9 protein-coding genes are annotated in these 12,586 nt (G+C 44.4%); 7 read left to right on the top strand and 2 right to left on the bottom strand.

Going from position 1 to position 12,586, the window contains the following annotated elements:
* Window positions 1–390: 390 nt before the first annotated feature.
* The 3 genes from NE665_RS13370 to NE665_RS13360 all read left to right on the top strand — a co-directional run bounded on the left by NE665_RS13370 (window position 391) and on the right by NE665_RS13360 (window position 5,130).
* Window positions 391–2,253, top strand: coding sequence for a transglycosylase domain-containing protein (locus NE665_RS13370; RefSeq protein WP_117441757.1), 1,863 nt, complete (start codon window positions 391–393; stop codon window positions 2,251–2,253).
* 179 nt (window positions 2,254–2,432) lie between these two features.
* A complete protein-coding gene (locus tag NE665_RS13365; protein WP_117441758.1) occupies window positions 2,433–3,677 on the top strand; it encodes an NlpC/P60 family protein in 1,245 nt (414 codons plus the stop codon).
* 259 nt (window positions 3,678–3,936) lie between these two features.
* Window positions 3,937–5,130 carry an NlpC/P60 family protein gene (locus NE665_RS13360; protein ID WP_117441759.1) on the top strand — a complete coding sequence of 398 codons (1,194 nt, stop codon included), beginning with the start codon at window positions 3,937–3,939 and terminating at the stop codon, window positions 5,128–5,130.
* 404 nt (window positions 5,131–5,534) lie between these two features.
* Here the strand turns inward: NE665_RS13360 and NE665_RS13355 are convergent, their stop codons facing one another.
* The gene (locus NE665_RS13355) at window positions 5,535–6,644 is read right to left on the bottom strand and encodes an amidohydrolase family protein (RefSeq protein WP_117441760.1); all 1,110 of its coding nucleotides are present in this window, start codon (window positions 6,642–6,644) and stop codon (window positions 5,535–5,537) included.
* Window positions 6,645–6,932: 288 nt separating this feature from the next.
* Here NE665_RS13355 and NE665_RS13350 point away from each other — a divergent pair, with 288 nt between their 5' ends.
* Together NE665_RS13350 and NE665_RS13345 are read left to right on the top strand one after the other, a co-directional pair.
* Entirely contained in the window at window positions 6,933–7,634 is a 702-nt protein-coding gene (locus NE665_RS13350) for a response regulator transcription factor (RefSeq protein WP_117441761.1), read from the top strand.
* 12 nt (window positions 7,635–7,646) lie between these two features.
* On the top strand, window positions 7,647–9,350 hold the full coding sequence (locus NE665_RS13345) for a HAMP domain-containing sensor histidine kinase (protein ID WP_117441762.1): 1,704 nt from the start codon (window positions 7,647–7,649) through the stop codon (window positions 9,348–9,350).
* A 352-nt stretch (window positions 9,351–9,702) separates the two neighbouring features.
* Here NE665_RS13345 and NE665_RS13340 read toward each other — a convergent pair whose 3' ends face one another.
* Entirely contained in the window at window positions 9,703–10,026 is a 324-nt protein-coding gene (locus NE665_RS13340) for a cyclic-di-AMP receptor (RefSeq protein WP_002606956.1), read from the bottom strand.
* A gap of 209 nt (window positions 10,027–10,235) precedes the next feature.
* On the opposite strand from NE665_RS13340, the gene NE665_RS13335 reads away from it, so the two are divergent.
* Together NE665_RS13335 and NE665_RS13330 are read left to right on the top strand one after the other, a co-directional pair.
* The gene (locus NE665_RS13335) at window positions 10,236–11,090 is read left to right on the top strand and encodes a patatin family protein (RefSeq protein ID WP_117441764.1); all 855 of its coding nucleotides are present in this window, start codon (window positions 10,236–10,238) and stop codon (window positions 11,088–11,090) included.
* Between the two features lie 62 nt (window positions 11,091–11,152).
* The gene (locus tag NE665_RS13330; protein WP_117441765.1) at window positions 11,153–12,511 is read left to right on the top strand and encodes an alpha/beta hydrolase; all 1,359 of its coding nucleotides are present in this window, start codon (window positions 11,153–11,155) and stop codon (window positions 12,509–12,511) included.
* Window positions 12,512–12,586 lie beyond the last annotated feature (75 nt).

Genomic DNA, 12,586 nt, shown 5'->3' with positions numbered 1-12,586 from the left:
TTGAAAAACTCTTCCTTATATTATATAGGACAGATATAAAACTCTTCCTTATAATATATAGGGTGTAAAATCATAGAATCTATCCACCTGAATACAAAAGATACTCTCTTATATAAAATCACAATCCATATATGAATATTATCATATTCCTTTTATAGAATATAAATTAGACCACATCAAATAATAGTTTCTGTACGCTACAGATTTCTGTAAATATCTTGCAATCCCATTTTTTTATCCTTCCTCATAACAAGTGACTGCTTACCCTATTATTATATCAATAGTATTATATTATACTTGTAGAATATTAGAGGATGGTGTATACCACTTTCATATTTTGTGTTTAAAGCACGCACAAACGCTCACACTAATAGCATACGAGGTGTTGCTATGAAAAAAATCCGCAAGCTGGTGTTTGGAATGATTTTTGTACTGCTCACACTGATAGTATGCGTCTATGCCTATGCTCTGTTTAATCGGCTCCCGCTGGATGAACAGCGAAAGAACATAACGATCTATGATGTGAATGGTGATATCATATACGAATCCAATTTCAAAAAAAATATGCAATGGACATCCATTGACGACATTCCCGAATTTGTTCAGGATGCTTTTGTGAGTGTAGAAGATAAACGGTTCTATTACCATGCAGGCTTTGATCCTGTGCGTATCACAAAGGCGCTGGGTACCAATCTCATTCATCGGGATATCCGTCAGGGCGGATCCACCATTACGCAGCAATATGCAAAGAATCTGTTTCTGACAAATGAACAGACCTTATCGAGAAAGGTGCAGGAATTTTTTTATGCCGCCCGTCTGGAAATGCAGTACAGCAAAAAGGATATCCTGGAGGGATATCTGAACACTGTCTATTTCGGTCATGGAGTTTACGGCGTTAATGCTGCGGCGGAGTATTTCTTCGACAAGAAGCTAAGTCAGCTCAGCATAGCGGAGACAGCGATGCTGATCGGTATCCCAAACGGCCCCAGTATCTACTCCCCATTTCTGCACAAAGACAATGCGATCAAGCGAGAGCATCTCATTCTTGAGGTTTTGAAAAATAACGGCGTCATCACATCATCACAGTACGAGCAGGCCATGAAGGAGAAGCTGAAGCTGTCCACCAATGTAAACATCAGTACCTACGGCATTGATGAATACTACATCGATGCGGTCATTCAGGAGCTTAGCAAGCTCAATATCGATTTAAACCGGGAAATCCATGTTCACACCTATTATGATCCAAAGGTACAGATGCAGCTGAGCAATGCGGTCACAAAGCACGTGGATCTGGGCAGTGAGCTGGAGGTTGCCGGTATTATCACACAGCCCTTTACCGGAAATGTGATGGCCATGGTCGGAGGTAAGGATTATACGATTTCACAATACAATCGCGCCATCTACTCCTCCCGGCAGGTAGCCAGCACCATAAAGCCGCTGCTGTATTACTGCGCCCTGCAGCAGGGCTTCACCCCCTCCACGCAGTTCACCTCGCAGAAGACAACCTTCCGCATTTCCGATGATGAGGAGTATGCACCGACCAATTACGGCAATGTATATGCGAACGGAAAAATTTCCATGATCAATGCCATTTCCCTGAGTGACAATATCTATGCGGTCAAAACGCAGCTCTTTCTCGGTGTAGATACGCTGCATAACGCTCTCCTTGATTTCAACATCCGCCAGTCCTCTCCGAATCCAAGTGAAGCACTTGGAACCGTGAATATGTCACTTCTGGAGCTTAGCCGCATTTACAATACCTTCGCCTCCGAGGGTCTGTATGTTAAGCCTGCCCTCATTTCCCATATCACAAGCGGTGATGATGTTGTCTACAAGCGCGAGGTTCAGCCGAAGCGGCTGCTGCAGCGGGATGAAACACTGATTTTGAATCAGATGATGACCTCCACCTTTGATATCCGTAACAAGTCCTATACCTTTCCAAGCATGTACGGACATGAGCCCGATATAACCGTAGCGGCGAAATCGGGAACCAGTGACTGGGATTCTCTGGTTATGGGCTTCAATCCGGAATACACCGTAGGCATCTGGAGCGGCTTCGATGACAACCGCGAGCTGGAAAAGCAGTATTACACCATCAGCAAGGATATCTTCAAGGATACCTTCAACGGCCTGTACAAAAAGCGCAAGGGTGTCTGGTATCAGCCAAGCGATGCCATACAGGAAAAACGGGTAAACCCGATCAGCGGTGCCGAAGACTCCAGCGGTTCCCTCTACTGGTTTAAAAAGGAGTAGCTGCAAAAAAAATTCAAAAAATTTTATAAAATCTGCTAAGCAGTAAAAAAAGCCGATGAATAGGCGGCCATTCCGTGCTGCGTCCTATCTTTGGACGCATTCATTTCGCAGCTTTTACAGAAAATGGGTTTGCAAAAAGGAATTTTCTCTGTTAGAATGCAAAACTGTGAGGTGACAACATGAATTTTATTGAAAAACATACCAAAAAAGTGGCGCTGATTCTGTGCCTGGCAACAGCTGGAACTGCAGTCACAACTGTATATGCTGCCACTAATGCGGACGGATGGCATGGAACCGGAGCGGACCGCATTTACAAAGAGGAAGGTGCTGTCAAGACCAGCTCATGGCTGTTCGACGAAAGCGGAAGCTTCTACCTGGATGCAGACGGGCATCCGATTATAAGCGAATGGAAGACTATCAACGGCTCTGTTTATTACTTCGATTCTGAAGGACACCGTGTAAACGGGAAACAGATCATTGACGGTCATGAATATCAGTTCCAGAAATCCGGCGTACTGCTGACTGGCTGGAATCAGACAAAAACATCCTACTATAGTGAATTCGGAGAAAAACTGAACGGCCTGCAGACGATTGATGAAAAACAGTATCTGTTCGACAAGGACGGAAACATCGTCAGCGGATGGCAGACAGTAGACGGAAAGAAGCTGTACTTCAAGGAAGACGGATCTTTGGCAACTGCAAAAACAGAGATTGACGGAAAATCCTATAACTTCTCCAGTGACGGTTCTTTACAGAGCGGCTGGGTGAAAAAAGACGGAGAAAAATACTATTACGACAAATACGGCTTTATGACAAAGGGCTGGAAGACCATTGACGGAAAGAAATATTATTTCAACCGCAAGGGACAGGCAGCAACCAGCACGAAGTATGCAGGCTACAAGTTTGACAAAAACGGTGTGGCAAAGAAAATCAAAGAGAAGAAAAAAGCAGAAACAGCAGAAAGCAATGAGAATGTACAGAGCACACGTGCAGCAGGCAACAGCTCTGCACCGGCTTCCAGCAGCGCTTCCTCCTCATCAGCCAATCTGAATCCGGCAGGTTCCGGAAGCAATTCCAGCGCGGCAGGCGTTGCAGCTTCCATGGTAGGCTCCCCTTACGTATGGGGCGGCTCTTCCCCTGCAGGCTTTGACTGCTCCGGTCTGACCTCCTATGCCTATGCACAGGCAGGTATTAGCATTCCGAGAACAGCAGGCGGACAGGCAAGTGTTGGATCAGCGGTATCCTACGGTAATATGCAGCCAGGCGATCTGATCGTATGGAGCGGTGGTGCACATGTATCCATTTACGTAGGTGGCGGCCAGATGGTTCATGCGACAAATCCATCTACCGGAGTAATTACCTCCTCTGTAAGCTTCTGGAGCAATAACAGCGGGCAGAGTATCACGGCAATCCGCAGACCGTAAAAAGCAAAAAACGATAAAAAAGGGGCTACGGCTCCTTTTTGTGTTTCTGACGCATTTCGGATGAAAAACGGAAGAAATACAAAAAAATTTCATAACATTTTTAAAATTTTCTAAAATCGGGTTTCAGCCTATAAACAAAGCTTTTAAAGGGAATCGTAATGGGATGGAAAAGTGACAAAATCGTAAGTTTTCAAAAAATAGGGGTTGCAAATAAAAAAACGCTTTGTTACAATGAGGGCGTTGATGTCGAGGTGATAACATGAATTTTATCGAAAAAAACACAAAGAAAGTTGCTTTAGTCCTGTGTCTGGCTACAGCTGGAACAGCAGTAACTACGGTATATGCGGCACAAAATTCTGACGGATGGCACGGAAGTGGCACGGACAGAGTCTACAAAATGGAAGGCCAGGTAAAAACAAGCTCATGGGTATTTGATGAGGCTGGCAGCTACTACCTGAACAATGAGGGTCATCCGATTACAAGCTCCTGGAAAGAAATCAACGGTTCTACCTACTACTTTGATGCAGAAGGTCACCGTGTGAATGGAAAACAGGTCATCGATGGTCATGAATACACATTCCAGAAATCTGGAGTATTGCTGACAGGATGGAACGAAGTAAAGGATACATACTACAATGAATTTGGAGTTGCTGTTACTGGTGTACAGAAGATCGATAACAAAACTTACAACTTCGGCGAAGATGGTAAACTGGTTACCGGATGGACCAAGGTAAACGGAAAGAAGGTTTACTTTACAAAGGACGGTTCTCTGGCTTCCGGCGTTGTAACCATTGATGGTAAAAAGTACAACTTCAACGATGACGGTACAATTACGACCGGATGGGTGAAGAAGGATGGAGAAAAATACTATTACACAGATTACGGCTTCATGACCAAGGGTTGGAAGACGATTGACGGTAAGAAGTATTATTTCAACAAAAAGGGTCAGGCTGCAACCAAGACAGAATATGCTGGTTACAAGTTTGACAAAAACGGTGTAGCAAAGAAAATCAAGAAAAAAGAAAAGGCTGAAGCAACAGAGAACGAAAGTGAAGATGTAGCTGACAGCGAGGGTACTGCAAGTAATGGTTCCAGCAGCAGAGCTGCAGGTTCTTCTCAGAACTTAGGAACTGCTGATGGTGGAATCGCTTCTGCAGCATTAGCACAGCTTGGTGTTGGTCAGGACTGTACAGCATTGGCTTCCAATGCACTGGCAGCACAGGGAATTTATTTCCATGGTTGGCCAGCAGAGTATATGTCTTTGGGTAGCGTAACAAGCAATCCACAGCCAGGAGATTTAATTTACTATGATGATGCCGGTGCCGGTGTTCCTCATATCGCTGTATATGTAGGTAACGGACAGGCTGTTCATGGTGGATGGAAGGGCGGAACGACCGTAGAAGCATCTGCTTATATCGGAAGTGGTCCTGTATTTATCCGCGTAAACAAATAATTTGTGTAAAAAAAGAAGGCAAAGCCTTCTTTTTTGTATTTCCCATTCCTCGCTAATTCTTAATTTTTCTTAAATCCTTATTTTTATTCGTTTTAAGACGTTTTAATCAACTTCACTGATTCCTGTATTCCTATCATGAGAAACTCCTCTTAAAACGCGTTTATGGGCGTCGATGAATCAGCGATCCTTCACTCTGCAATTCGTAGAACCCCTTCATCTACAGTTTACGCTTGATAAAGCATTCGTATGTACTGCTCCATCACAGCAGATGCTCCATGACAAGGCACTTTAAAAAATACGAAAGGCGCATGACAGCTCCCATGCACGGAAGACTCATGCGCCCTTTTCTACCTTTTATAAAACTCTCCAGAAGCAATGCATTCATGGAAGCATTCCTGTACCAGTTATAAAGCACTTCGTCCGTTGATGATGACTTCCTTTACACTCATATCATGGCTCAGTATCACAAGATTGATATTTTTTCCCAGCCCGATCTCATGGGCATAGGTCTTCATCATCCTGGCAGCATTGGTGGAGCACATCCGGATACAGTCGGACAGATCATACCCCTCCTGTTTGTAAAGATACTGGAAGATATCCAGCAGATCGCAGCTGCTTCCAAGCAAAACATTCCCTTTATAAACAGCTCCGTTCCGTATGACGCTTCCATCCTCCAGCTCATAGCCGTTTGGATAATTAAAGCCAGAGTATGGCGTCCCGTCACTTACCGCAACCACGCGATTACAGCCCAGCAGACGAATTACCCATTTCAGCATTTCCCGCTGCATATGCACACCGTCCATGATGATTTCACACAGACAGTCGGATAAGAATACGGCATCCATCATACCAGGCTTGCGATGTGTGATTTCCGGCATGGTATTCCCCAGATGTGTAATCTGTGTTGCCCCGCATGCAAACGCTTCGTTGGTCTGCGCAAAATCTGCATTCGTATGTCCAAGCGAGATTTCAACACCATACAGATGCAATAACGAAATTGCCTCCATGGCATTTTTCACATCCGGAGCAATCGTCATTATTTTTATATCATCATGATACTCTGACAGAAAATCCTCCAGCTCTCCCAGATGAATCTCCATAAGATTTTCAGTTTTCATGGAACCACGGCGCTCAGGGTTCAGATATGGACCTTCCAGATGCACCCCCTCATAGCGCGCTCCCCGATAATCTCCCTGAAAGGCCTTGCGATATGCATTTATAATCGTACGAAATTCATCCAGTGATCTTGCCGATACCGTCGGACAAAATGAGGTGATTCCACGCTTCGGGTATTCCAGTGCCAATGCGTGCAGATTCTCAATTTCTGTATTCTCGCAGGAATAGCCGTGAAATCCATGCGTATGAATATCCACCAGCCCCGGTATTGCAATATCACTCACCATATGCGGTGTTTTGTAGTCTATCCGTTCCACAAAGCCGTCTTCCAGATGCAGATCACCGAATACCATCGTGCCATCCTGCATAAATTTTATATTTTCAATGATTCGTTTCATACAAACACCCTTTCTTCCTTAATTGTATTTCATTGGAATGCCTTTTACAAGCAAATACCCGGACTTCTTTAGAAAATCTTTTGATTTGATACCGTCGTTCCTTAATACTTTTTTTATATACTACATGCAGGAGGACGGATGATGAACATACTGGATATCGTAATACTGTTTACCGGATTCAGCCTTGCCGGATTACTCTGTCTGCATACCTTTGCTATATCTGCATTTACTGAAAAAACAGACAAATAAAACATATCTGTTGTATAATTATAGAAAAGGAGTGTCGTCATGAGTTCTGTCATACTGATTGCCGAAGATGAAGCATCGATTGCGGATGCTATTGAAATTTATTTAAAAAGTCAGGGATATGCGACCCTGAAAGCAGCGAATGGAGCCATTGCATGGGAGCTTGTACAAAGCAATCCGGTGGATCTGGCGATTGTCGATGTCATGATGCCGGTAATGGATGGGATTGCCCTGACGATGAAAATCAGAGAGCTGTATGAATTTCCTATTATTATCCTATCTGCCAAATCAGAAGATATCGATAAAATAACCGGTTTGAATATCGGGGCAGATGACTATGTGACAAAGCCGTTTGTTCCGATGGAGCTGCTTGCCCGTGTGCACGCTCAGCTGCGCCGGCATATGCGCTATCAGCAGCTGCTCGAGCAAAAGCAGGAGGTGGAGGACAGCCTGCTTCTGGGAGGAATCGAGCTGCACCGCAAGAGCAAGGAGGTCTTTGTGGATGGAGAGCCCCGTCGGCTGACACCGATTGAATTTCGGATACTGCAGCTGTTTATGGAGCATCCGGGACAGGTATTTTCCAGCGACGACATCTATGAGCATGTGTGGAAAGAAACAGCCGTCAACACGGAAACCGTCATGGTTCATATCCGAAATCTGAGAGAGAAAATTGAAATCAATCCCCGTGCTCCCCGCTATATCAAGGTCGTTTGGGGTGTCGGCTATAAGATTGAAAAACAGTAAAAGAGGTGAATTATGAAAAAAGTACATTGGACCACCCTACTTCTTCTATCGGGTATTTTGCTGGCGATCATTTCTATGTTTCTGGTATTTCCATCCCTTGATCAAAAAGCCATCACAGAGTATAAAACGCATTACAAATACGTGAACAGTGAAGAAGAAAGAGATGTTTATGGCAACACATATATCAAGGAGCCGGCTGATGATTCCATCCCTATGGAATATTCCCGAATTGAAGCATATATGGAGCCTGCCCTGATGCGCATCACCTTGCTGGTCAGTACACTGCTTTTCGCCTGGTCCTTACTGCTTCCGTATACATGGGCGGCCAAAAGCGGCTACTATCGTTTTTTCACACAAAAGCTGCCTTATGAAATCACCATGGGAGCTGCATTGCTTGGGTTATATGTCTATAAAAGCAAGGGCAGTGAGCTTGTGTATCAGATGTTTCGTCTGCCTGAGAACTTTTCACTGGATATCCTCTCAGCTGATACATGGCAGATTTCCAGCTATTATCTCTTGCAAATCGCATTTCTTGGCGGAATATTTGCCATGGTTTCCGGATGCGGGTATGCAATTCGCTCCATGCAGCACAACGGTGTCCGGGAATCCCTGCAAAAGCACTCCTGGCTGGCACAGAATTCCGTATTGCTTGGCAGGCAGGCAAAGCAATTCTATCGTTACATCGTCGGCTTTGATTTTCATGATAAGGGAGAGCTACGTCTGCTTGCCGCCTTGCTACTGCATATCGCATGTATCCTCGTCTTATGTATCTACTGGGACAGCGGACTATTTTTCTATCTTCTGCTTACATGCTATTGTCTAATCCTGTATTATATCCGCCATCGGCAATATAGCAGAATGAAAAAGGACTTTCAGTCGCTTGAAGCCATCATACAGCGGGTGGCAAATGGCGATTTTCAAGCCACTATGGAGGAAGGTCTGGGTATCTATGAACCGCTGAAGGACAATCTTCAAAATATTGAGACATCCTTTCAGGAGGCAGTCGCACAGGAGGTACGCTCCCAGAATATGCGTACGGAGCTGATTACCAATGTTTCGCACGATTTGAAAACGCCGCTCACCTCCATGATCAGCTACATCGACCTTTTAAAAAACAAGGACCTACCGGAAGAGGAGCGGCTGCGCTACATTGCGATACTGGAATCCGGCAGCAACCGCCTCAAGCATTTGATTGAGGATTTGTTCGAGGTCAGTAAGGCCAGTACCGGCAATATACAGCTGGATCGCATGGATGTTGATTTGATTTCTTTGATTAAGCAGGTGGAAATGGAATGTGAGACACTGTTTACGGAGCATGATCTGACGATTCGCAACACCTTCAGTAAGGAGAAAATCATCCTCTCTCTTGATCCGCAGAAAACCTTTCGCATATTGGAAAATCTACTGGTGAATGCCGGTAAATATGCATTGGAGCATACCCGTGTTTACGTCTATGTAGAGGAGCGCGAGCAAGAGGTGTACATCTCTGTCAAGAACATCTCCGCTACAGAGCTTGACTTTGCTCCCGCTGACATCATGGAACGCTTTCAACGCGGTGACAAGGCAAGAAATACGGAGGGCAGCGGTCTGGGCCTTGCGATAGCCAAAAGCTTTACCGAGCTGCAAAACGGGCATATACAGATTAGCTTTGACGCTGATTTGTTTAAGGTGGAGCTTACCTTCCAAAAGGAAGTGTCACCGGATGCTTTGATATGAAGCTAACAGTTGCTGTATTCTATGTAAAACTGCATATGGAATCAAGCATGCAGAATAGCTGTCGAAAGATAAGACAGCGACAGAACACAAAAGCATACGAAATAACATATACAAAGCAGGGAGCTTTCTCATTACAACCGTAAAAAAGAGAGCTCCTTTTTTTGTATTCAGCGAAAGGATCAAAAGGCTTATAATAAGAGTCCTGCTCGCTTTCAAAACGGGAGAAGATATAGGCAATACCCCTGCTTCTTTTTGTCACGATGATGGATAATCCTTCCTGCATCCGTATAGAACCCTGAGCCGGACTTTTTTTCACCAAAATAAAAAGAAACCCGCAGGCTTCCTTTTCTAATTATAATTTAATAAATTTCTCAACATCGATAACGAAGATCGTTGCTCCACCTACCTGTACTTCAACTGGAAAAGATGCATATCTTCCGATATCGTAGGATGCTGTACTCGGTACCACTTCTGTACGACGTCTGCTGTATTCTCCAATCACTTCAATCGCACGTTCAATCTTATCATCATCGGTACCTACGATCAGGGTAGTATTTCCTGCACGCAGGAACCCTCCAGTCGTTGCCAGTCTGGTAACCTGATAATTTTCTTTTGTCAATGCACTGGAAACTGCAGGACTGTCGTCATTGGACATAATCGCTAAAATTAGTTTCATAAACACGCTCTCCTCTCGTCTTGTTATATGCTAATTTTATCACTTATGGAACGTATTTACAAACACTAAATGAACTAAATATGGATATTAGCTGTAAAATTTCTATCACACCATGATTTCCAATGATATCACCTTTTTGATTCTTACCTTCCTGTGAAAGTACGCAAAAACTGTGCTATAATATACAGGTCGCAAAGGAAGTGAAGAGAATGAGCAAGCTTGGACTCGTTCTGGAGGGAGGCGGCATGCGCGGAATCTATACTGCCGGTGTGCTGGACTTCTTTATGGAACAGAATTTATATACCGACGGTGTCATTGGTGTCAGTGCCGGAGCCTGTCATGCATGCAGCTATGTATCCAAACAGATCGGCAGAGCATACCGTACCAATACCGCCTATTTAAAGGATAAGCGCTATATGAGCGTATCCTCTCTATTGAAAACCGGAGATTTCTTCGGTGCGAAATTTGTGTATGAGGACATTCCGAATACATTGGATCCCTATGATTTTGATGCCTTTAATACATCGCATACAAAGCTGTATGCTGTCGCAAGCAATCTGGAAACCGGCAAAGCGGAATACCTGCAATGTATCAACATGAAGCGTGATGTCATCTATGTACGTGCCTCTGCATCACTGCCCCTGCTTTCTAAAATCGTCGAGGTAGATGGAAAAAAGCTGCTGGATGGTGGCGCAACTGACAGCATTCCCATCCATAAATTTCAGGAAATGGGGTATACGAAAAATATCGTTGTACTCACGCAGTGTAAAGAATACCGCAAAGGAAAAAATAATCTGCTGCCGATGATTCGCCGCAGCTATAAGAAATATCCAAACTTCATCAAGGCACTGGAGACGCGCCATATAGCATATAACCGCACGCTGGATGAGCTTGCCTTAATGGAGAAGGAAGGAAGCGTCTTCATCATACGTCCCAGCTCTCCGGTGGAAATCTCGCGTCTGGAGAAAAACGAAGCAAGATTGCGTGAGCTGTATGAGCAGGGCTATGCGGACGCCAAAGCCTGCTTCGAGGAATTGAAGACCTTTATCGCAAATGAAAATTAGACCCTTTCGGTCTTTTTTTTCTGCATCGTTGTGATACAATAAATAAAAAGGGATGGTACTGCATGAAGAAAAATATAAAGATAATCGTATGTTTTCTGCTGTGCTTTGTTATGACAGCCTGCAATGGTAAAGAGGAAGATAAGAAGGAACAGTCCAATGAGGTTACAGAGCTGGTGCTGGATGATAAACAAAGCAGCATGGCGATGCAGTTTGTAAAGGATTTGACACAGCGCAGATATGATAAGCTGCAAAAGGAGTATTCCTATGATGAGCAGATGAGTCAGGCTGTACAGGAGAAATCCTTTCAGAAGCAGCTGGATGGCTATAATGACAGCCTGGGAGCATTGCTTGAGGCAGAGCAGCCTTACGGACAGAGCTATCAGGGATCGACGATCATTATGATTCCATGCCGTATGGAAGAACAGAACACCAATATCCAACTGAGTCTGAATGATCAGGGACAAATTCAGGGACTGTTCTTTAAGCCTTACAAATCACAGAAGAAAGCTGCCAAGGCGCCTGAGGGTGTGCGTGAGAGCGAAGTGGATTTACAGATCGCGGATGGTAAGAAGCTGAATGGAAGGCTGACAACACCGGTTAAGGGAGATAGCTTTCCACTTGTTATTCTTCTGGCTGGCAGCGGAGCGAATGATATGGATGAAACTATTTACGACAACAAGCCGCTTCAGGATATCGCTTGGGGGCTTGCGAAACAAGGCATTGCGAGCTATCGTTATGATAAGCGAACCTACACGTATCCCGAATCCTTTACGCTGAAGGATACGGTTGAACAGGAGGTCATTGCCGATGCTGTCGCAGCATGTAACCAGATGAAGCAGCAAACGCAGATCGATGGAAAGAAAATCTATATTCTGGGACACAGCCTATCCGGTTATCTGATACCACGCATCGCCGCAAAAACGGACAGCTGTGCAGGCTATATTATGATGGCTGCACCTGCAAGAGCTTTGGATGAGCTGCTGATCGAACAGGTTACCTATCTGGCAAAGCTGGATGGTAACGTCACGAAGGAGGAACAGGCCGCTATCGAACAGTATAAGCAGGACCAGCAGGATCTGCGAAGGATTGACGAGCTGAGTGATGCCAAGATGTTTTTCGGCGGTATGTCAAAAGCGTATATGAAAGACCTGCTGCGCTATGATGCCATTCAACAGGCCGCAGATATCAAGGCTCCTGTATTATGTGCACAGGGATTGCGCGATTATCAGGTCACAGACAAGGATCAGGCCATATGGAGAAAGCATTTTGAGAAGCAGAAAAACTGGACCTTCACAAGCTATCCGAAAGCGACCCACCTTATGATAGACGGGGAAGGAACACCGTCAAACGAAGAGTATAAAACAAAGGGGCATGTTAATCAGAGATTCATTGATGATATCGTCAAATTTATTAGAAAATAAATATATTCTATAAGTTGAATATATCATTACTATCATATAAATATTCAATAAAATAACCGAGTCCATTATAAAAAG

Origin of the sequence: Clostridium sp. DFI.1.208 (genome assembly GCF_024463855.1) — a bacterium.
GTDB lineage: Bacteria > Bacillota_I > Bacilli_A > Erysipelotrichales > Erysipelotrichaceae > Clostridium_AQ.
This window is presented reverse-complemented; position numbering and strand designations above follow the sequence as displayed.

Excerpts from the sequence above, each read along its gene's own strand:
- NE665_RS13340 (WP_002606956.1), bottom strand. The coding sequence starts at position 10,026 with ATGAAACTAATTTTAGCGATTATGTCCAATGACGACAGTCCTGCAGTT.
- NE665_RS13360 (WP_117441759.1), top strand. The coding sequence starts at position 3,937 with ATGAATTTTATCGAAAAAAACACAAAGAAAGTTGCTTTAGTCCTGTGT.
- NE665_RS13350 (WP_117441761.1), top strand. The coding sequence starts at position 6,933 with ATGAGTTCTGTCATACTGATTGCCGAAGATGAAGCATCGATTGCGGAT.
- NE665_RS13345 (WP_117441762.1), top strand. The coding sequence starts at position 7,647 with ATGAAAAAAGTACATTGGACCACCCTACTTCTTCTATCGGGTATTTTG.
- NE665_RS13355 (WP_117441760.1), bottom strand. The coding sequence starts at position 6,644 with ATGAAACGAATCATTGAAAATATAAAATTTATGCAGGATGGCACGATG.
- NE665_RS13370 (WP_117441757.1), top strand. The coding sequence starts at position 391 with ATGAAAAAAATCCGCAAGCTGGTGTTTGGAATGATTTTTGTACTGCTC.
- NE665_RS13335 (WP_117441764.1), top strand. The coding sequence starts at position 10,236 with ATGAGCAAGCTTGGACTCGTTCTGGAGGGAGGCGGCATGCGCGGAATC.
- NE665_RS13330 (WP_117441765.1), top strand. The coding sequence starts at position 11,153 with ATGAAGAAAAATATAAAGATAATCGTATGTTTTCTGCTGTGCTTTGTT.
- NE665_RS13365 (WP_117441758.1), top strand. The coding sequence starts at position 2,433 with ATGAATTTTATTGAAAAACATACCAAAAAAGTGGCGCTGATTCTGTGC.